Annotated in this window: 21 protein-coding genes and 1 pseudogene; 18 read left to right on the forward strand and 4 right to left on the reverse strand. The window is 64.7% G+C overall.

Going from position 1 to position 20,419, the window contains the following annotated elements; genetic code table 11:
• Positions 1-83: 83 nt before the first annotated feature.
• From SLQ33_RS21795 to SLQ33_RS21845, 11 genes and pseudogenes are all read left to right on the forward strand, one after another.
• Positions 84-794, forward strand: a complete 711-nt coding sequence (locus SLQ33_RS21795; RefSeq protein WP_319456237.1) for an ABC transporter permease — start codon at positions 84-86, stop codon at positions 792-794.
• Positions 791-1,642, forward strand: coding sequence for an ABC transporter permease (locus SLQ33_RS21800; RefSeq protein ID WP_319455970.1), 852 nt, complete (start codon positions 791-793; stop codon positions 1,640-1,642). The genes SLQ33_RS21795 and SLQ33_RS21800 overlap by 4 nt, the downstream gene beginning before the upstream one ends.
• Positions 1,643-1,646: 4 nt before the next feature.
• Positions 1,647-3,107, forward strand: coding sequence for an MCE family protein (locus SLQ33_RS21805; RefSeq protein ID WP_319455971.1), 1,461 nt, complete (start codon positions 1,647-1,649; stop codon positions 3,105-3,107).
• Positions 3,108-3,147: 40 nt separating this feature from the next.
• Positions 3,148-4,176, forward strand: a complete 1,029-nt coding sequence (locus tag SLQ33_RS21810) for an MCE family protein (RefSeq protein WP_319455972.1) — start codon at positions 3,148-3,150, stop codon at positions 4,174-4,176.
• Complete coding sequence (locus SLQ33_RS21815) at positions 4,173-5,516, forward strand: MCE family protein (RefSeq protein WP_319456238.1); 1,344 nt, start codon at positions 4,173-4,175, stop codon at positions 5,514-5,516. Before SLQ33_RS21810 ends, SLQ33_RS21815 begins: the two co-directional genes overlap by 4 nt.
• Positions 5,513-6,841 (forward strand): MCE family protein, encoded by a 1,329-nt coding sequence (locus SLQ33_RS21820; RefSeq protein ID WP_319455973.1) that lies wholly within the window; start codon positions 5,513-5,515, stop codon positions 6,839-6,841. The genes SLQ33_RS21815 and SLQ33_RS21820 overlap by 4 nt, the downstream gene beginning before the upstream one ends.
• A 35-nt stretch (positions 6,842-6,876) precedes the next feature.
• The gene (locus SLQ33_RS21825; RefSeq protein ID WP_413467703.1) at positions 6,877-7,992 is read left to right on the forward strand and encodes a virulence factor Mce family protein; all 1,116 of its coding nucleotides are present in this window, start codon (positions 6,877-6,879) and stop codon (positions 7,990-7,992) included.
• Between the two features lies 1 nt (position 7,993).
• Positions 7,994-9,442: an MlaD family protein gene (locus SLQ33_RS21830; RefSeq protein ID WP_319455975.1), complete on the forward strand. Its 1,449-nt coding sequence runs from the start codon at positions 7,994-7,996 to the stop codon at positions 9,440-9,442.
• A gap of 43 nt (positions 9,443-9,485) precedes the next feature.
• Positions 9,486-9,596 (forward strand): annotated as a pseudogene (locus SLQ33_RS21835) (CAP domain-containing protein); the annotation flags it as partial.
• A gap of 62 nt (positions 9,597-9,658) precedes the next feature.
• Positions 9,659-9,979 carry a fibronectin-binding protein gene (locus tag SLQ33_RS21840; RefSeq protein WP_319455976.1) on the forward strand — a complete coding sequence of 107 codons (321 nt, stop codon included), beginning with the start codon at positions 9,659-9,661 and terminating at the stop codon, positions 9,977-9,979.
• Positions 9,980-10,067: 88 nt separating this feature from the next.
• A complete protein-coding gene (locus SLQ33_RS21845) occupies positions 10,068-10,796 on the forward strand; it encodes a hypothetical protein (RefSeq protein ID WP_319455977.1) in 729 nt (242 codons plus the stop codon).
• On the opposite strand, the gene SLQ33_RS21850 is transcribed toward SLQ33_RS21845, so the two are convergent.
• Together SLQ33_RS21850 and SLQ33_RS21855 are read right to left on the reverse strand one after the other, a co-directional pair.
• Entirely contained in the window at positions 10,767-11,396 is a 630-nt protein-coding gene (locus SLQ33_RS21850; RefSeq protein ID WP_319455978.1) for a TetR/AcrR family transcriptional regulator, read from the reverse strand. The genes SLQ33_RS21845 and SLQ33_RS21850 overlap by 30 nt on opposite strands.
• A gap of 20 nt (positions 11,397-11,416) precedes the next feature.
• Positions 11,417-12,508 (reverse strand): phosphotransferase, encoded by a 1,092-nt coding sequence (locus SLQ33_RS21855; protein ID WP_319455979.1) that lies wholly within the window; start codon positions 12,506-12,508, stop codon positions 11,417-11,419.
• 125 nt (positions 12,509-12,633) lie between these two features.
• On the opposite strand from SLQ33_RS21855, the gene SLQ33_RS21860 reads away from it, so the two are divergent.
• Genes SLQ33_RS21860 through SLQ33_RS21875 form a run of 4 tightly spaced genes read left to right on the forward strand, consistent with a single transcriptional unit; the run spans position 12,634 to position 15,873 of the window.
• Positions 12,634-13,443, forward strand: coding sequence for an SDR family NAD(P)-dependent oxidoreductase (locus SLQ33_RS21860; RefSeq protein WP_319455980.1), 810 nt, complete (start codon positions 12,634-12,636; stop codon positions 13,441-13,443).
• Positions 13,440-13,829 carry a nuclear transport factor 2 family protein gene (locus tag SLQ33_RS21865; protein ID WP_319455981.1) on the forward strand — a complete coding sequence of 130 codons (390 nt, stop codon included), beginning with the start codon at positions 13,440-13,442 and terminating at the stop codon, positions 13,827-13,829. Before SLQ33_RS21860 ends, SLQ33_RS21865 begins: the two co-directional genes overlap by 4 nt.
• A complete protein-coding gene (locus SLQ33_RS21870; protein WP_319455982.1) occupies positions 13,826-14,905 on the forward strand; it encodes a TIGR03857 family LLM class F420-dependent oxidoreductase in 1,080 nt (359 codons plus the stop codon). Before SLQ33_RS21865 ends, SLQ33_RS21870 begins: the two co-directional genes overlap by 4 nt.
• Positions 14,902-15,873 carry a helix-turn-helix domain-containing protein gene (locus SLQ33_RS21875; protein WP_319455983.1) on the forward strand — a complete coding sequence of 324 codons (972 nt, stop codon included), beginning with the start codon at positions 14,902-14,904 and terminating at the stop codon, positions 15,871-15,873. Before SLQ33_RS21870 ends, SLQ33_RS21875 begins: the two co-directional genes overlap by 4 nt.
• Here SLQ33_RS21875 and SLQ33_RS21880 read toward each other — a convergent pair.
• The gene (locus SLQ33_RS21880; protein ID WP_319455984.1) at positions 15,855-17,426 is read right to left on the reverse strand and encodes a class I adenylate-forming enzyme family protein; all 1,572 of its coding nucleotides are present in this window, start codon (positions 17,424-17,426) and stop codon (positions 15,855-15,857) included. The two genes, SLQ33_RS21875 and SLQ33_RS21880, sit on opposite strands and share 19 nt — an antisense overlap.
• Before the next feature lie 49 nt (positions 17,427-17,475).
• The gene (locus SLQ33_RS21885; protein ID WP_319455985.1) at positions 17,476-18,270 is read right to left on the reverse strand and encodes an SDR family oxidoreductase; all 795 of its coding nucleotides are present in this window, start codon (positions 18,268-18,270) and stop codon (positions 17,476-17,478) included.
• Positions 18,271-18,426: 156 nt separating this feature from the next.
• Here SLQ33_RS21885 and SLQ33_RS21890 point away from each other — a divergent pair, with 156 nt between their 5' ends.
• The 3 genes from SLQ33_RS21890 to SLQ33_RS21900 are packed head-to-tail and all read left to right on the forward strand — an operon-like array spanning position 18,427 to position 20,418.
• On the forward strand, positions 18,427-19,032 hold the full coding sequence (locus SLQ33_RS21890) for a hypothetical protein (RefSeq protein WP_319455986.1): 606 nt from the start codon (positions 18,427-18,429) through the stop codon (positions 19,030-19,032).
• A complete protein-coding gene (locus SLQ33_RS21895; RefSeq protein WP_319455987.1) occupies positions 19,029-19,808 on the forward strand; it encodes an SDR family NAD(P)-dependent oxidoreductase in 780 nt (259 codons plus the stop codon). Before SLQ33_RS21890 ends, SLQ33_RS21895 begins: the two co-directional genes overlap by 4 nt.
• Before the next feature lie 55 nt (positions 19,809-19,863).
• Entirely contained in the window at positions 19,864-20,418 is a 555-nt protein-coding gene (locus SLQ33_RS21900) for a VOC family protein (protein ID WP_319455988.1), read from the forward strand.
• Position 20,419 lies beyond the last annotated feature (1 nt).

Consider the following 20,419-nt stretch of genomic DNA (forward strand, 5'->3'; position numbering starts at 1 on the left):
TCACGGCGATGCGGAGGGCTAGGTAAGTGGTATCCACCGACGCCGTCATCAAGCCGCTCCGGGGGCTGGGTGGCTTCTTTGCGATGGCATTGGACACGTTCGTGTGCATGTTCCGGAGGCCGTTCGCGTGGCGTGAGTATCTGCTGCAGACGTGGTTCGTGGCCCGGGTGTCGTTGGTGCCGACACTGTTCTTGTCGATCCCGTTCACCGTGTTGACGGTGTTTACGTTCAACGTCCTGCTGGTCGAGTTCGGCGCGGCGGATTTCTCCGGGACCGGAGCCTCGTTGGGAACGGTCAACCAGACCGGTCCGATCGTGACGGTGTTGGTGGTCGCCGGCGCCGGGGCGACCGCGATGTGCGCCGATCTGGGGGCGCGCACGATCCGCGAGGAGCTCGATGCGTTGCGGGTGATGGGGATCAACCCGATTCAGTCGCTGGTCGTGCCGCGTGTGTTGGCGGCGACGACGGTCGCATTGTTGTTGTCCTCCTTGGTGATTCTGGTCGGGCTGGCCGGCGGTTTCGTCTTCTCCGTGTACTTTCAGCACGTCACTCCTGGTGCGTTCGTCGCGGGGATGACGCTGATCACCGGTTTGAGCGACGTCGTGGTTGCTCTGATCAAGGCAACCCTGTTCGGGCTGACCGCCGGGTTGATCGCCTGCTACATGGGAACCTCGGTGGGAGGCGGTCCGGCTGGCGTCGGCAACGCCGTCAACGAGACGGTGGTCTTCTCGTTCATTGCGTTGTTCGTGATCAACGTGATCGTGACCGCTGTGGGCTTCCAGGTGCAGCCGTGAGCGCCGCTGCCGCGCAGCGGTTTCCGCGCGTGACCAGACGGGTGCAGGTGGCGCTCGACGGCTGGTACCGGATCGGTGGGCAGGCCGAGTTCTACGGCAAGACCTTGGTGTCAGTTGGCGACGCAGTGACGCGTTACAAGGCCGAGTTGATCCGGCTGATCGCCGCGATGAGTCTGGGTACCGGCGCGTTGGTCATGATCGGCGGCACTACCGCGATCGTCGCGTTCTTGACCCTGTCCACCGGTGCTCTGGTCGCAGTGCAGGGGTACAACCAATTCTCCGACGTGGGCGTGGAAGCTCTGATCGGTTTCGCGTCGGCGTACTTCAACGTGCGACTGATCGCGCCGCTGACTGCTGGGATCGCGATGGCCGCGACGATCGGCGCCGGGGCGACCGCGCAGATCGGCGCGATGCGGATCAGCGAGGAGATCGACGCGCTCGAGGTGATGGGTATCCGCTCAGTGGCCTACCTGGCGTCGACCCGGGTGGCCGCCGGTGTGGTAGTCGTCGTCCCGGTCTACTGCGTGGCGGTGATGGCGTCGTTCTTCGCCGCGCGCTTCGGTACCACCTTCTTCTATGGGCAGTCCACCGGCGTTTACGACCATTACTTCTACACGTTCCTGTCCACGAAGGACATGTTGTGGTCGTTCTTGCTGGCGCTAGTGATGGCGGTCGTGATCATGCTGGTGCACACCTTCTACGGCTACACCGCAACGGGCGGGCCTGCAGGCGTGGGCGAGGCCGTCGGCCGGGCAGTGCGGACGTCGATGATCACATCGTCGGTGGTGGTTCTGTTCGTTTCGCTGGCCATCTACGGTCAGACCGGCCACTTCAACTTGGCGGGTTAGGGCGATGGCCAATCGAGGGCGCGAGAGCCGCGACCGCAGGGGATGGTGGGCGCTGGCGATGGTGTTGGCGGTCATCGTGTTCGTCTACGCCACCATGGGTGCGTTCAACAAGACGTTCACCACGTTCACGCCGGTGACTCTGAACTCCGATCGGGCTGGGCTGGTGATGGAGGTGGGCGCCAAGGTCAAGTTGCGGGGTGTGCAGGTCGGCGAGGTCGGCGCGGTCACTGGCGGCAAGGACCCGATTACCCTGAAGTTGAACATCTTTCGCGATCAGGCGAAGTTCATCCCGGCCAACGTGGGGGCCCGCATCGAGGCCACCACGATCTTCGGCGCGAAGTACGTGGAGCTGACGTACCCGAGCGACCCGAGCCCAAAGCGGCTGCAGGCCGGCGCGGTGCTGACGTCGGAAAACGTCAGCACCGAAGTGAACACGGTCTTCGAGAACCTGGTGGGTCTTCTCGAGCAGGTCGATCCCGCGAAGCTGAACGCGATCCTGTCCGCGCTGGCCGAAGGCGTGCGCGGCCAGGGTCAGCGGATCGGTGAGGCCACGACCGATTTGAACCAAGTGCTGTTGGAGCTGAACCCGCGCTCGGAGACCATCCGCGCCGACTTCCGCTCACTGAAGGGGTTCGCAGACGCGTATAGTGCTGCGGCGCAGAACATTCTGGCCACCCTCGATGCGGCCAGCACCACCAGCGACACCATCACCAGGCAGTCCAAACAGCTGGATTCCTTGCTGCTCAACGTGATGGGCTTCTCCAACAGTGGCGTGAATCTGTTGGCGCCCAACCAGGCTGACTTCGTCGCGGCCATCAACGACCTCGCGCCGACGACGGCACTGTTGGCGAAGTACAACCCGGAATACACATGTCTGCTGTTGGGCGCCAAGACGCTGCTCGACACCGGGTACCCCGAGATCACCGGTGGCGGCAACGGCAAGTCGCTGATCGTCGACGCCGCGCTGCTGTTCGGCAAGGACCAGTACCGCTACCCAGACAACCTGCCGATCGTCGCGGCCAAGGGCGGGACCGGCGGCAAGCCGAGCTGCGGGTCGCTGCCCGACGTGGCGAAGAACTTCCCGGTCCGCGCGCTGGTCACCGACACCGGGTGGGGCACCGGAATCGACTGGCGGCCCAACCCGGGTATCGGGCGCCCGTTCTACACCGACCTGTTCCCCGTTACCCGCGGGATACCCCAACCGCCAACGCTTCGAGGCCAGGACAGGGGCGCGGCACCCGGCCCGATTCCGTATCCGGGTGCACCGCCCTACGGAGCGCCGATGTACGCCCCCGACGGCACCCCGCTCTACCCGGGCGAACCGCCAGCGCCCGCCCCGATGTCACCGCGTGAACCCGGCCCGCCGCCGATCGGTTCCGAACCCTTCGTGGTGCCCAATCCGGCAGAGCTCCAGCCCAATCCGCCGGCTACGCCGGTGCCCGTGCCTGCGGCACCGTCGCCGTGACCGAACCGCAGCTCGCACCCCCACGACAGGAGAGGACACCGTGAGAGATAACTTGTCGGGCGCCGTCGCGCGACTGATCGTCTTCGTGGTGGTGTGCCTGCTGGGGATGTTCGCGCTGTTGGCGGTCTACGCCCAGTTCCGCTTCGACAAGGGCACGACCTATACGGCCGTCTTCAGTAACGTGAGCGGGCTGGAGAACGGCAACTTCGTGCGGGTCGCCGGTGTCGAAGTCGGCAAGGTCACCCACATCTCCGTCAACGCCGATGACACCGCGTCGGTCGAGTTCAGTGCCAATGACGCGGTAGTGCTGACCGAGGGCAGCAAGGCCGCCATCCGCTACGACAACTTGATCGGCGGGCGGTATCTGGAACTGCTGGAAGGCGCGGGCGGGACCAGGCGGCTCAACGCGGGCAGCACCATCGGATTGGATCGGACCGCCCCGGCATTGGACCTCGATGCGCTCATCGGCGGCTTCCGACCGCTGTTTCACGCGCTGGACCCCGATCAGGTCAATGCGCTGTCAGGCGAACTGATCTCGGCCTTCCAGGGCCAGGGTGACTCCATCGGATCGTTCTTGACCCAGACCGCGGCACTGACCAGCACCCTGGCCGACCGCGATCAGCTGATCGGTCAGGTCGTCGTCAACCTGAACACGGTCCTCGGCTCCCTGGCCGGGCAGGGCGACCAGTTCGCCAAGGCCGTCGACTCGTTGTCCTCACTGATAGCCGGACTGGAGAGCCGCAAGAAGGACATCAGCACCGGGCTGGCCTACGCCAACGCCGCCGCCGCGTCGGTCGGCGACCTGCTCGTCGCCGCCCGTCCTCCCCTGAAAACCACCGTGGCAGAAACCGATCGGGTGGCCTCCACCGTGCTGGCCGACCACGAGTACTTCGACGACTTGCTCAACACCTTGCCGGATGCGTACCGCGTGCTCGGACGTCAGGCGTTGACCGGGGACTACTTCAGCTTCTACATCTGCGACCTGGTGCTCAAGCTCAATGGAAAGGGCGGTCAGCCGGTGTACGTCAAGATGGCCGGTCAGGACTCGGGGAGGTGCACGCCGAAGTGAAGCCGTTCTCCGAACGAAACCCGGTCGTGCTCGGCCTGATCGGCGCCGTCGTACTGTCCGCCCTCGTCGTCGGCGCGCTGCAATTCAAGAGCCTGCCGTTCTTCTCTAGGGGAACGACGTACTCGGCGTACTTCGCCGACGCAGGCGGTCTGAAAACCGGTGCGGCGGTGCAGGTTGCGGGCTTCCGGGTCGGTGAGGTCAGCAGCATCGAGCTGCATGATTCGCATGCTCTGGTGACATTCGACGTCGCTGACGACATCCGCGTCGGAGACCGCTCCGAGGCCGCGATCAAGACCAAGGCGCTACTCGGATCCAAGGTCCTGGAGGTGACCCCGCGCGGCGACGGCCAGCAGGACGGCATCATCCCGCTGGAGCGGACTACCTCGCCGTATCAGCTGCCCGACGCCCTCGGCGATCTGTCGGCGACCATCAGCGGGCTGAATACCGACCAGCTTTCCAGTTCGCTGTCGGTACTGGCACAAACCTTCGCCGACACCCCGCCGCAGCTGCAGGCTGCCGTGGCGGGCGTGGCGCGGTTCTCCCAGACCCTCAACGAACGCGACGCCGAGCTGCGATCGCTGTTGAGCAACGCCAACAAGGCGACCGGGATTCTGGCGCAACGCAGCGACGAGGTCGTCAGCCTGATCACCAACACCAACGCACTGTTGATCCAGCTGGAAAGTCAAAGCAGCGCGCTTGACCAACTTTCCGGCAGCTTCTCGGTACTGGCGCAGCAGTTGAGGGGCCTGATCGCCGACAACCGCACGACGCTGAAACCCGCACTCGACCGGTTGAACGGCGTGCTGGCGATCGTCGACAACCGCAAGGCCAAGATCCAGGAGGCGCTCAAGGGGTTGCGGGACTACGCCACGTCGCTAGGGGAGTCGGTCGGTTCGGGACCCTTCTTCAAGGCCTACCTGGCCAACTTGTTGCCCGGCCAATTCGTGCAGCCGTTCGTCGACGCGGCGTTCTCCGACCTCGGACTGGACCCCAACACGCTGCTGCCCTCGCAGCGCGTCGATCCGCAGATCGGCCAGCCGGGGACGCCCCCACTGCCCGTGCCATACCCGCGCACCGGCCAAGGCGGCGAGCCGAATCTCACACTGCCCGACGCGATTACCGGCAACCCGGGTGACCCGGGTTGCGGACCGCCCGGATTGCCGTTGCCCGGTCCGACCGGCTGCTACCCATACCGCGAGCCCCTCCCGGCCCCGCCGCCTGGCGGCCCGCCGCCAGGTCCACCGGCGATCGTCCCGCCTGCCCCGACGCCCAGCCCGGTCTTCGAACCGGCCCCAGGTGAGGTACCGCCTGGACCTGCACCCACGGAGGCGGGCCAGTGAGAACACGCAACGGCCGGATCGTCATTGCCGCCGCCTTGGCGTTGGCGTTGATCGCCGGAATCGTGGTGGCGACCCGGAGTAGCGGCGTAGTCGGTCGCACCCACCTGGTCGCCTACTTCGACAACAGCAACGGGATCTTCGTGGGCGACGAGGTGCGCATCGTCGGCGTGCCGGTCGGCGGGATCGACAAGATCGAGCCCGAGCCGCAGCGGGTGAAGATCAGCTTCTGGCTCGACGACCAGTACAAGGTGCCCGCGGACGCAAAGGCCGTGATTCTGTCGCCCACCCTGGTGACGTCGCGGGCGATCCAACTGACGCCTGCCTACACGAGTGGGCCGGTGATGGCCGACAACACCGTCATCGGACAGGACCGCACCGCCGTTCCAATGGAATTCGACGACTTCCGCAACCAGCTCCAGAAACTCAACGACGCGCTACAACCCACCGAGCCGGGTGGGGTGAGCCCGCTCGGCGCGTTGGTCAACACCACCGCGGACAACCTGCGCGGCCAGGGCGCGACCATTCGCGACTCCATCATCAAACTCTCCCAGGCGATCTCGGCACTCGGCGACCACAGCAACGATCTGTTCACCACGCTGAAGAACCTGTCGATCCTGGTGTCGGCATTGCACGGCTCCTCGGACCTGCTGGCCCAGCTCAACCAGAATCTGGCCAACGTCACGCATCTGGTCGCCAACGATCCCAACGAGGTCGCCAACGCCGTACGTGACCTCGGCGACCTGACAGGGGAACTGAGCAGCTTCGTCAACGAGAATCGGGAATCGTTGGGCACCACGTCGGACAAGCTCGCATCGGTATCGGCGGCGCTCAAGGACAGCATCCCCGACATCAAGGAGGTCCTGCACGTCGCCCCGAGCACGCTGCAGAACTTCCTCAACATCTACCAGCCCGCCCAGGGCACGTTGACCGGCGCGTTGTCAGTCAACAACTTTCAGAATCCGATCACGTTCCTGTGCGGCGCGATTCAGGCCGCGTCACGGATGGGCGCGGAGCAATCAGCGAAGTTGTGCGTGCAGTACCTGGCGCCGATCATCAAGAACCGCCAGTACAACTTCCTCCCGCTGGGGCTCAACCCGCTCGTAGGGACCACCGCTCGGCCCAACGAGCTGACCTTCAGCGAAGACTGGATGCGTCCGGATTACATTCCGCCGCAACCGCCTGCGGCCGCCGATGCGCCGCCGGCGCCCGAAGGATCACCGACGCCGCTCGCCGCTGAGGCGCCCTTGCCGGCGGAGCAGGCCGCGGCGACCGACCCGGCCGAAGGTCTGCCCGGATTGATGGTTCCGCCAGGAGGTGGCCAATGACGATTCGAGGACTGCGACTTCGGGAGCTGCGCGGCATGATCGCCGTCGTACTCGCCCTGGTCGTGGTGGCCGGGCTGTCCGGGTGCGGCTGGCACGGCCTGAACACTCTGCCGCTACCCGGCACCGCCGGCGGCGGGCCTGGTTCCTTCACGATTCAGGCCCAGCTCCCCAATGTGACCAATTTGCAACCCAATTCACGTGTCCGGGTGAACGACGTGACGGTCGGCAACGTCACCAAGGTCGAGATGCAGGGCTGGCACGCACTGCTGACCATGACGCTCGACCGCGACGTCGACCTGCCGGCCAACTCGACGGTGAAGCTGGGCCAGACGAGCCTGTTCGGCTCGCTGCACGTCGAGCTGGCCCCACCGACCGACGCACCGCCGCAGGGCAAATTGCAGGACGGATCGCTGATCCCGCTGGCGGCCGCCGGCACCTACCCGAGCACCGAGCAGACCCTGGCGGCGATCTCGCTGGTCCTCAACGGCGGCGGGGTGGGCCAAGTGCAGGACATCACCGAAGCGCTCAGCACGGCGTTCGCCGGCCGCGCCGGCGACCTGCGCAGCCTGATCGTGCAGCTCGACAAATACGTCGGCTACCTCAATGACCAAAAAGACGACATCATCGCCGCCGCAGACAGTCTCAACAACCTCGTCGGTCAGATCGCCGCGCAGAAACCGGTCGTCGACAAGGCGCTCAAGACGATTCCGGATGCGCTGGCGGTCCTCAATGACCAACGCAAGACCATCTCCGACGCGATCACGCAGCTGGGCAAGTTCTCCGCGCTGACCGCCGATACGATCAACCAGACCAAGGGGGCGCTCGTCCAAGAGCTCACCGACGTCGGTCCGGTGCTGAAATCGTTGGCCGACGCCGGGCCCGCGTTGACCAAGGCGCTGGGTGTGCTGCCGACCTACCCGTTCCCGAAGGACACGCTCACCAAGTGGAATCGCGGCGACTACGCCAACCTCACCGCGGTCATCGACCTCACCTTGAGCCGGATCGACTCGTCGTTCTTCACCGGAACCCGGTGGGAGGGCGACCTCACCGAGCTCGAACTGCAATGGGGACGGACCATCGGGCAACTCCCCAGCCCCTACACCGTGGCGAATCCGTTGGTCGTGCCCTACACCTTCGATCAGGGGTCCTAGCATGCATCTGCCAAGGCGAGTCGTCTCGCAGATGGCGATCTTCACCGTCGGCACCCTGGTCGCGGTGTCGGTGATGGCGTTCCACTACATGCAGCTGCCGAACTACCTGTTCGGTGCTGGGCATTACCGCGTTACCTTGCAGCTGCCGACCGCTGCCGGTCTGTATTCCTCCGGCAACGTCACCTACCGCGGCACCGAAGTCGGCCGCGTCGAAAGCGTCGGGCTCACCGACAGCGGGGTCGAGGCGGTGCTGTCGCTGAACTCGGGGGTGGCCATCCCCGCCGACCTGGATGCCGAAGTGCACAGCCAGACCGCGGTCGGTGAACAGTTCGTGGCACTGCGCCCCCGCAGCGGGAACGGTCCGATGCTGAAGAACGGCGACGTCATCCCGGTCGACCGAGCATCGGTTCCCCCCGACATCAACTCGCTACTGGCGGCCACGAATCGGGGCATTCAGGCGATCCCGCACGACAACCTCAAGACCGTCATCGACGAGGGGTACACGGCCGTCGGCGGCCTGGGCCCCGAGCTGTCCCGATTGGTGAAGGGGTCGACTTCGCTGGCGATCGACGCCCGCAAGAACCTCGACTCGTTGATCACCCTGACCGACCAGTCCCAGCCGGTGCTGGATTCGCAGACCGAGACCGCAGGATCCATTGCGGCCTGGGCAGCGAACATCGCGACGGTTACCCGAGAACTCAAGACTCAGGACCCCGCCGCGTCGCGGGTGCTCGACGATGGTCCTGCAGCGGCCGACGAGACACGGGCGCTACTGGACCGGCTACAGCCGTCGCTGCCGATCCTGATGGCCAATCTGGCCAGTCTGGACCAAGTCGGCATCACCTACCGAAACGATCTCGAGCAACTCCTCGTCCTTCTGCCACCGGGCATCGCGATCCTCCAAGGTGCCGGGCTGGCCAACCGAAACACCAAGCAGGCCTACAAGGGTGGATACCTCAGCTTCAATCTGAACCTCAATCTGCCGCCGGCCTGCACTACCGGATTCCTGCCACCCCAGCAGCAGCGCGTGCCCACCGACGTGGACTACCCGCCGCGCCCGCCCGGCAACGTGTACTGCAGGGTGCCCCAGGACGCGCCGTTCAACGTCCGTGGCGCCCGCAACATCCCGTGTGAAACCAAACCCGGCAAGCGCGCCCCGAGTGCGGCGATGTGCGAAAGCGACGAGAACTACGTCCCGCTCAACGACGGGTACAACTGGAAGGGCGATTCGAACGCCACTCTGTCCGGCCAGGCCATCCCGCAATTGCCGCCGGGCACACCAGGTTCCACCGCATTACCGCCTGCGCCGCTCGCGGTAGCCGAGTATGACCCCGCCACCGGCACCTACATCGGTCCCGACGGCAAGACCTACACCCAGGCCAACCTGGCGCGCGATGCCGACCAACACCAATCCTGGCGGGACATGTTGCTGCCACCGAAGGGACAGTGACCCCTTTGCCGACCAACACCCGCCCAACGATTGGAGTTCGCACATGGATCCCAACCCCGACTACGACGCGAGCGACGAGCTCGAGTACTTCTTCAACTGGTTCCCGTGGGCGTTGCGGGGGGTCTACCCACCTCCCGCGTACCCGCCCGTCTAGTCCGCGGTGTCACCTAGCGCCATGAGCATGGTTCGCGTTCTTCGCACCCCAAGGATTCACCAATGAAGCTTGGCATCAACGTGTTACGCGTCGCGCTCGTCGCGTTATCGGGGATGTGCCTATGGACGGCAGCGGAGGCGCGGGGTGAGAGCATCGAGTACTTGGTGGTGCCGTTGGACGCGCTCAACGCCACGCCGGCAGATGATCCGTGCCCGCTGGCGATGTCGTTCCTGTGCGGGTTCTTGCCCATCGCGCCCGATCTGGATGGCGACGTCGATTTGACCAAGCAGCTTCCCCCGGCCGATCCCACCGCACCGGCGCCGGACTCGCTGCCACCGCCGATTTCTGCGCCGGCGGCTGTGTCTGGCAGAACCACCGAATGAAAGCATGATCGACGAGGGGATGACGCGTGGGCATCGGTATTCAGGTTGAGATTCCCGCTGGCGAGGTCAGCGTGCTGCTGGGCCCGATGTGACGACGCTGGCCGATGGCGTTGCGACGCCGGTGGACATCGAAGCCGAGTTCGACAGATTCGCGGCTGTCATGACTTCGTTGGCCACACGACAAGCGGATGGGCGTGGGCGCCGCGCTCCCAGCGATGGAACGCGACGCGGTCCTCAACCGTCGATCTCGGCGGAGACCATCTACGAGCACACGCTCGGGCTCCTTGATGCGGAGGGTGCACGGGCGGTGACCGTGCGACGTCTCGCCGCGGACCTCAAGATCTCGACACGGACTCTATACAAGCGGATCGGCAACCGCGACAATCTGATTCGTAACGTCGTCGAACTCCACTTGGCCAAGCTGAATCTGAACTTCCGTGAATGCGGCTCATGGGAGTCGACCGCGTCGAACTGGTGTCTTGGACTGCATGGGACGTTGTGTGCTCATCCCCACCTCACCGATCTGATGACCGATGACGACGTGCTGATCCTTGGCGACTATGTTCACGCCCTCATCAAAGCCACAGTTCAGGAAGGCATTTCACAAGATACCGCGGCCGAGTGCTGTCTTGCGCTGGCCAACGTCACCATCAGCGACGCCATCAGGGAGGTCCGCGCGACGCGTCACTCCAGTGGTGCCCCGCAGGCTGATTCGAAGGCGCTGGCGTCTTCGCGGAGCTTCCGTGAATCTGTCAGGCTGATACTCACCGGCGTCCGCGCAGAGGCATCAGATCGCTTCCACGGAACCGGTCGGTGAGCGCAGGCGTGCTTCAAGGCGTTCCGTCCATCGGGTGAGTTCAGCGGGCAGGTCGAAGCCGGGCTCGACGATCCACCAGTAGGCGTAACCGATGGCGGTCGAGAGGATCTCCCGGGTCTCGGTATCGGCGTCGAGTTCAGGGGCAATGCTCGCGTCGGACTGACCGGCTCGGACTGCCTCGACGATCCCGCCGAGGAACTGATCGAGCCATTGCCGGATGCGTGTGCGCAGCTGATTGTCGGCTTGGGCTGCTTCGAAATTCAGTACGAGCATGGCTCGAAGCAGCTGGCCGTCTTCCTCGGCGAAGCGACGCATCCTGGCGATTCGGCCGAGCACGCGGTCGAGCCCGGATTCGCTGGGGTCATCCGGGGTGTCGAGTCGGCTCTCGTACTGGGAGGTGAGGATCGTATCGACCAATGCCTCCTTGGTGCCGAACCGCACGCGGACCATGTCGCGGCTGTAGCCGGCGCGCAGCCCGATCTCCTGCGCGGTGGTCGCGGCATAGCCTTGCTCGGCGATCAGCGCGATCGCGGCTTCGGCCAGCCGGCGCGATGACTCCCCGACGCGTTCTCGCTGTGTGCGGCGCGGCTTATCGGTCACCAGAACACGATAGGCGCGCACTACCCGTCGGTGACGGAGAGCGCGCCGGTGTCCTCGATGATGGCGAACGCCCGCTCCATCAGCGCGTGCAGCAGTTCGCGCGCGCGGTCGGTGAGGGTGTCCCACGACAACATTGCCGAGAGCGGGAAGGTGATCTGGGCCAAGGCCGCGGCCCGGAACTGTGGCCAGGCTTCCGCGAAGGAGTAGCCGTGCACGCCGTGCGCGACAAGGGCATCGACGTAACGCTGCACGAGCTGTTTCTCGCGACCATCCCGCTCGGCCGGCGTCATGCCCTGCCCGACGAGGTAGGCGACGTCCCAGATCCCGGCGCCCCGCATCACGAGTTGAAAGTCGACCACCACCGGCTTGTCATCAGCATCGAAGAACAGGTTGTCCGCCCGTAGATCACCGTTGAGCAGCGTTGGCGGATCGCTCACCCCGGCGAGCAGGCGGGGGAGATGCCGAGGGAAGTCCGCCATGAATTCCGCGAGTCCCTCGGGGGCACAAGCCCTTCCATGAATCTGATGTGTGGACCAGCCAGCTGCCACACCCATCGTGTAGAGCCCGACCGTCACGGGATCGGCAAGCGCAGGGAACACCGACGCGCGCGTCGCATCGGGACGCAGGTTCCACGCCCAGGCGTGAAATTCCGCGAAGGCGTCGATGACCCGCTCGACCCGCTCGAAGGTCAGTCCGTCCAAGTGATCAGCCGCGTCGAGTGCGCCGAGGTCGTCGAGGAGCAGCACGAAATCAGTCGTCCCCTCCGTCTGTCGTGCGACGTGCGCCCGAGGGGCCGTCAACGGCGCAGTGGGTGCGACGTCGGCATAGAAACGCACCTCACGGCCGTACGCCCCAGTCTCTTCGGCAAGCAGACGATAGGCGGTATCGGTCGGAAGTTTGGCCACCAGCGTCGATGGCCCGGGCCCATCGAGATCGAGGTGAAGTCGGTAGACGTAGGACAAGAAGCCCACTCCTTCGGCGATCCGTTCGGCGCGTACCGCTCGGACGGACGTCGCCGCGTCGATGGTGGCGGAGTCTCGAAGCGCAACGGTCAGCCAGTCGGCGGTGAGCGCGTCCACGGTCGTCGGGATGGTCTGCGATGAAGCGGTCATGAACACTGATGCTACTTGTTTGTTTGGACACAAACAAGTAAAGTAGTGACCGTGCTCACGTCACTGCGGTTCGCCGCTTCTGCTTGGACCACCGGAGACGGCCAACGGCCAGGCCGGAGCGGATCATGAGGATTGCCGGCTCCCGAGTGCTCATCACCGGGGCGAGCCGCGGCATCGGTGCCGAGCTCGCCCGGGGCTTTCGCGCCGCTGGCGCCGAGGTCGCACTCGTCGCTCGCGGTGCCGATTCGTTACGCGCTCTCGCCGAGCAGATCGGTGGCCGGGCATATCCCACGGATCTCACCAACAGGGCGGAGCTCCGCGAGCTTCTCGACCGAGTCGAGGCGGACGGGCCGGTCGACATCGTCGTGAACAACGCAGGGGACGAGAAGATTGGGCCGTTCGCCGAGATGGACGCCGACACCCTTGAGTTCATCGTTGCGCTCAATGTCGTCGCCGTCGCCGAGCTTCAGCGCCAGGCGATACCACGGATGATCGCTCGCGGGCGGGGGCACATCGTGAACGTGTCGTCGTTCGCGGGTGTGATCTGCCCGCCGAACTTGGCCACCTACGCCGCGACGAAGGCGTTCATCACTCACCACACCGTCAACCTCGCCGAGGAGCTCAGGCACACTCCGGTGGGCTTCACGAAGGTCGAGATCGGCGAGGTCGCCGACACCGGCTTGATGGACAAGGGACGCACGGACCCGACCTTCTCGGCGCTGGTGCATCGCCTTTACCGCCTGCATCTGAGCAGACTCATCACGCCACAGGAGATCACCAAGCACACGCTCGCCGCGATCGAGCATGAACGTCTGTCGGTGCGTCTACCGCGACGCCTCGGGCTGAGTTCCTATCTCGTCGACGCTCCCCGCACCCTCAGCGCGCTTGCCGCGCGGGACTTGCGGCGGCGCGGCGCACGACAGGGGGTGGCGTGAGTATCACGCGGAACGTCGTCGAGCGGTACAACCTGGAACTCTGGAACCACCGCCGGTTCGAGCTAGGGCAGGAACTCCTGGGCGAACAGGTCATCCGTCACGGGCCCGCTGGGCGGGACGTACTCAGCCGGGAAGAAGCGATTTCGCGGGTTGAAAAGCTTTGGAGCACAGTCGAGCACGTCGAGTTCACGCTTGTGCACACCGTCGTCGACGGCGAATTCTGCGCCATCGTCTACCAGGCCGAGATGTGCTTGCCCGGGGGAGTCAACGACGCCATCGCATCCATCGAAGTGTTCCGCGTTGTCGACGGTCGGATCGTCGAGGTGTGGAACAACGAGCATCAGCATGGCCGATGGCCCGAACTGGACGAAGGAGTCTCGGAGTGAGCACCACCACGGAGTTGTCCGAGTTGGGCTTCTACACACTCGGAGGGCAGCCGGACCGGCCACGCGAACTGATCGATGAAGTGCGCCAGGCCGAGGCGATGGGTTTGGGGCACACCTTCATCTCGGAGCGCTTCAACACGAAGGAAGCCGCCACACTCTGCGGAGCAGCGGCTGCCGTCTCCGAGCGCATCGGCATCGCGACGGGCGCCACCAACCACAACACCCGCCACCCAATCCTCTCGGCCTCCTACGCGTTGACCATGCACCGCCTCACGGGTGGTCGTTTCACTCTTGGCATCGGCCGCGGCGTCCGGGTACTGCAGGACGCCTTCGGAATGGCTCCCGTTACGACCGCGCAGATGGAGGACTTCGCCGGAGTCATGCGGCGACTGTTCCGAGGCGAGACCATCGTTGGACATGACGGGCCGATTGGGCGGTATCCCGCGCTGAGGCTCGGCAAGGAATTTGCAGCGGACATTCCGCTGGGGCTGGTGGCGTTCGGGCCGGACTCGCTGGCGCTCGGTGGCCGGGCGTTCGACCAGATCGTGCTGCACACCTTCTTCACCGATGAGACGCTCGCGCGCTGCGTGCGCACGGTCAAACGCGCGGCCGAGCAGGCGGGTCGTGACCCGGCGCAGGTCAAGGTGTGGTCGTGTTTCGCAACCATTGGGGATCATCTGACCGAGGAGCTGCGGCTGCGAAAGACGGTTGGCCGACTCGCTACCTACCTTCAGGCATATGGCGACTTGATGGTGCGGACGAACGCTTGGGATCCCCAAGTGCTGCAACGGTTCCGGGCCGACGCAGTGGTGCAGAGTTTCCACCAGGGCGGATTGACCGTCATCGACAGTCCCCATACCACGGTCGATCAACTCGAGCACATCGCCACCCTGCTGCCCGACGAATGGTTGGCTCCGTCAGCCACTGGGACACCTGAGCAGTGCGCCGCGGCGGTTCACGGCCAGCTCGACCTTGGCGCGGATGGCGTCATCCTCCACGGTGCCACCCCCAACGAGTTGGTTCCGATCGTCGACGCGTACCGCCTGCAGTTGGCCGAACCTGGACTGCAATCATGAGCGCCGCGGTTTTCGATCGGTGGGTAATCGACGCCGACACGCTGGGCGCGAGCAAGCGCATGCAGACCGTCATGTCGGAAACCATGGTGCCCTACTCGGTCGACGAGCAGCCCGTCGAACGGATCCGCCGTTCGCCGTGCATCGTCCGGCGTGCCCAGTTCGATGGTCTGTCGATACTCGACTGCGATGTGCCGGACGTGTTTTCGGGGCAGACCCACCCGCCCGACGGAGCCAAGTCGGACCTGCTGGTCGTCACCTTGGTCACGGCCGGCCAGGAAGTCGTCGGACAGGATGGCCGCCAGGCGACCCTGGAACCCGGTGACATCTTCATCGTCGACGCGGCCCTGCCCGGCACGTGCCACATCCCCAGTCGCATCCACACCGTCACCCTGGTCGTCCCGAAGCCACTCGTATCGTTGCGTGGCCCGCTACCGGACAAGCTCCCGGCTCGGTCGCCGATGGCGCGATTGCTCGGCGACTACATGAGCCTGTTGGTGCGCGAACTCGCGACGTTGCCCGCTGCGGCGGTGAGCATTGCTGCCACGGCCACCTTGGAATTGGTCCAACTGATCACTGCAACCGACAGTCCGCCGCTCGACTCGACACCGCTACGTGTCGCCTTGCTGCCCCAGGTTCGTCGATATATCGAACGGTCTCTGCACGATCCCGAGTTGACGCCGTCGAGAATCGCTGAAGCCAACGCGATCTCGGTGCGGACACTTCACGCGATGTTCGCAGCCACCGGCGAATCGGTGAGCGACTACGTCCGGCGGCATCGGCTGGCGCGTAGCCGCGAGGCGCTCATCTCCGCGCCGGACGCGATCATCGATGTTTCGCGCCGCTGGGGATTCAAGAACGCGAGTCATTTCGCGCGAGCGTTCAAGGCCGAGTACGGGATGGCACCGCAGGACCTTCGTCGCGCGCTGAGCGACGCTGGGATCGGCGGCGATCACGCGCCGCCGACCTGAACCGCGTCATCTGTCGCCCAGTAGCGGGCCCGAAGACTGCGGCGAAGCACCTTGCCGAGAGCCGACTTCGGTAGCGCGTCGACGAAGTCGACGCGCGTGACCTTCTTGACCGATCCCACGGCTTGACGGGACACCTCGATGAGCTCGTCGGCGGTGGCGAGGCCGTCGGCGACGAGAACCACTACAGCGATCGGAGTTTCACCCCACCGGTCGTGCGGTGCTGCGACCACGCTCACCTCGGCAACGGCTGGATGCTGCAACAACGCCTGCTCGAGCTGTGCCGGCCAGATGTTGAAGCCACCCGAGATGATCATGTCGTCCTTGCGATCGACGACGAACAGGAAGCCCGCGTCGTCGAGGAAGCCGACGTCGCGGGTGAGCACGCTGCCGTCTGGTAGAAACCGGCTGGCCGTTCCTTCCGGGTCGTTCCACAACCCGAGCATTGCACTCGGCGAATGCGCTGCGATCTCGCCGATCTCGCCGCGCGGCAGCGCATTTCCATCGTCATCGACGATGGTGACTTGAGTGTTTGGCGTGGGCCTGCCCACCGATCGGGCTCGGCTGCGCTCGCCGTCCGTGCCGGTCGCTGCATGCTGATGCGGCAGGAGCATGGTGATGGGCACTACCTCGCTCTGCGCGTACATGTGGAACAAGGCGTCACCGAACACTTCAACCGCTCGGTCGAGGGTGGCGGGTGCGATGGGGGATGCCGCATAGTTCAGGCACCGCAGTGACGATAGGTCTCGCTTCGCCACGTCGGGATGGTCGACGAGCGCCTGAATCATCGTCGGAACTGCAAGTGTCACTGAGACTCTCTGCTGTTCGATGATCTCCAAGGTAAGGCCGGGCTCGAACGCGGGCATGATCACCACGCGCCCGCCGACTTGCAATATGGGCCAGAAGAACACGATCGCGGCGTGCGTCAGCTGACCTACCGCGAGATAGACGTCGCGATCGTCGAGCATTGGGGTGACCCAACGGTATTGATCGCCGATCGCCAGCCAACCGCCCACGGTGTGCACGATGCCCTTCGGGCGACCCGTCGTACCGGCGGAGAAGCGGATGACGTGGATGTCATCGGGGGACTGGACCAACATCGGGTCGGAGGCCGGTTGGGCTGGCAGCCAGTTCTCGTAGACGAGCGTCGACTGCACTGGGTCAGTTCCGCCGTAGACGATGACGTGCTCGAGACAGTCGATGTCATCGAGTGCGTGTGACAGCGATGCATAGGATTCGGCGTGGACGATGAGCACCCGCGCGCCAACGTGACCGATCAGATACGCATTCACTTCGGCTGACTCGTGTCCATACAAGCTGGCCCGGACGAATCCACCCAACGCAAGTCCCGCGATCTGCTCCGCGGTGTGAAAGTTGTTGGGTCCGAGCGTCGCAACACGGTCACCGGGTCTTAGCCCTAGGAAGTGAAGGCCCTGCGCGAGTTGACGGGCACGGCCATACAGTTCTGCATAGGTCTGCTCGCGTTCCTCACAGGACACTGCTACCGAGTCGGGGTGCGTTCGCGCAGCGTTGCGCAGAATCATTCCGAAGTCCACGAAACCAATTCCTTCCATTGTTCAGCCCAGTACGAACGGAATGCGCGTGTCACGCTGAGCTGATCCCGCCGTTGATGCTGATCGCTTGGCCGGTGATGCGGTGTCCATGGGGGCCCGCTAGGTAGACCATCAGTGCGGCCTGGTCATCCGGCGTGCTGACGCCGAGATTGGCCAGTGCGCGCGCCTTGCCGAAGAGACGGGCGCTGAATTCATCTGCGAACAGTCGTTCCGCGGTGCCGGTTCCTTCGACGAGCGACGGTGTCAGCACGTTGACTCTGACACCGTCGCGCTTGGCTTCCATAGCCGCTGTTCGAGAGAAGACGACGATCGCCGCCATGGCGGCGCCGATGACGGATTCGCCTGGGGTGGCCACCTTTGCAGCGTCGGAGGCGACGTTGATGATGCACCCCGAGGATTGCGCGCGCATCAATGGCAGCACGGCTCGCGTCATCAGGAGCGGGGGCAGAGCTATGTCGGTGAGGATTCCGGGGAGGGTTTCAATTGGGCTGTTGTGCAGCAGTGTGGGCAGGTGCGTGCCCGCCGCCGCGTTGATCAACACGTCGATCCGGTGCAGATGGCGCTGGGCCTCCGTCGCCACTAGTAGCGCACCTTCGACGTCTGTGACATCGGCGGCGACGAAGTGCACCTCACACTCTGACTGCGCGCTGAGCTCGTCGCGAACGGCCGCGCCCCGCTCGCGATCACGCCCAACCAGGACCAGTCGGGGCGCACCTTCGGCGATGAACGCCCGCGCAGCGGCGCGTCCGATACCGGATGTGCCGCCCACGATGAGCACCCCGGAGTCCGATATGGCCTGGGGGCGTTCAGATTGCACGGACGCCATAGCGAATCAGCCTATGGACGGTCGGCGACTGATCCCCACGATCTTGGACACCGTGCACGCGCTGGCAAGGGTTCGTGCGCGCTCAGATGCGCTCGGGGCCGCCCTCCAGCGTTAGCTTCGGAACACAGCCCTAGCACTATCTTGGAGGACGGACCGATGGCACCTAGAGACATCGCCGAGACGATCAGCGCCGCAGACAAACTACTTGAGACCACCGAGAACCCGCTTCATCGAGCGATCCTGGAGAACTATCGCCGTCACGCCATCCTCGAGATCTGCGGCGAGTGGGAAGGGATCTTCGCGCCCGACATGATGGTCGAGGAACCCGTCTACTACTTCAGCATTACCGGGTTCGATGGCGTGGTAGTCGACGGTGCGGATGCCGTGAAGGACGTCTACCGCAACCTTGCCGAAACCCTCACGTGTGTGATGTTGGTGGAGAACGAACATCTATGGGTCGACGACTGGGGATTCGCATCCGATTCCAACTTCGTCACCTATCAGCGTGGCCACAACCTGATCGAAAAGGGGTTTGAGGTCGAGGACCCGTCCGGCTATTACCGCGAGATCCAACACTTCGTCATGGTCTGGCCGTACGACGAGCGGGCCCGGCTGATCGGCGAGCGCGTCTATGAAGACAAGTCACTGCACCGCATCGAACAGATTGCACAGGAGGACTTCATCAGCATCGATGATGCGCGCGAACGCCTGTTACCCCTACTGCGGCCGCTTCCCGAACTCGCTTCCGCGGCAACCTCGTGACGACCACCGAAGATGCGGCGGTTGCCGTCGGGGACACACGACTCGACGGCCGAGTTGCCTTGGTCACCGGGGCGGCGGGCAATATCGGATCGACCATGATTAGAGCGCTCGCTGCGGCGGGAGCAGACGTCGCAGTCGCCTATCGCAGCGACCGTGAAGCCGCAGAACAGATCGCCGCGGACAGTCGCGCCGCGGGACGGCGGGCGATTGCAGTGCAGGCAGACCTAAGCGATCCAGGAGACGTCGAACGGCTTGTCGACACCGTCGTCGAAAACCTAGGAGCCGTCGACATTCTCGTCGCCAATGCTGGCACTGGTGTGGCTAGGTCGTGGGAGCAGGTCGGTGCTGCCGAGTTCGACGAGGCACTGGCTGTCAACCTGCGTGCTCCGTATCTGATGGCTAGACGTGCACTGCCGAAGATGATCGAACGATCGTGGGGCCGAATACTTTTCGTCTCGTCGTTGGCGGCGTGGGTGGGTGGGCCGTTCGGGCCGGACTATTCGGCAAGCAAGGCCGCCCTGCACGGCCTCACTCACTACTTTGCCGGACAGGTAGCCCGCCACGGGGTGACCGTCAACGTGCTTGCTCCGGCGCTGGTCGGCGAGCACAGCGTGGCGATGATGGATGAGGAAACGGCACGCGCCTACACCGCCGCGATTCCGGTCGGCCGCCTCGGAACCACTGACGAGTTGGCGGCTTTCGCCGTGTCGATCCTCGAAAACGGCTACCTAACAAACAAAGTATTGACGATCGATGGCGGCATGCTTCCGCGTTGACTCGACGCTAGTGCGTGATTTCGGCAAGTTGATTCGCGATTGAGAGGCGCTATTCATGAGTAGATTCTTCGGCGGTATCCGCCAGAACGGGTACGTCGTCGACGACCTTGATGCGGCCATCCGACACTGGACAACCGTTGTCGGAGTCGGACCGTTCTATCGAGTCGATCACGTTCCGCTGGAATACTTCTCCTACCAGGGCGAGCCGTCGGCTCCCGACCTCAACATCGCACTCGCGAACAGTGGTGACCTGCAGATCGAACTCATCCACCAGCTCAACGACGCACCGTCGCCGTATCGGAACTTTGCCCTGGCGAAAGGGGCGGGCCTGCACCACGTGTCAGGTTGGACGCAGACCTACGACTCCGACCTGAAGAAACTCGACGAATTGGGTTTCGTTCCCACATGTGAGGGCTCGATCGCGGGTGCGGCCCGCTTTGCTTACTACCGCGCAGACAACCTGGACGGCACGGCGATCGAGGTCGCCGATCTCGCATCGCCGGAGTTTCAACAGCTCTTCGCACACATCCACCGAACGGCGGCCACGTGGAACGGTGACGATCCCGTTCGCGACCTCTTTGGTGCGCTTGCCGAGCTACAGAACCAATGAC

The sequence above is a fragment of the Mycobacterium sp. RTGN6 genome, assembly GCF_033804605.1.
Lineage (GTDB): Bacteria > Actinomycetota > Actinomycetes > Mycobacteriales > Mycobacteriaceae > Mycobacterium.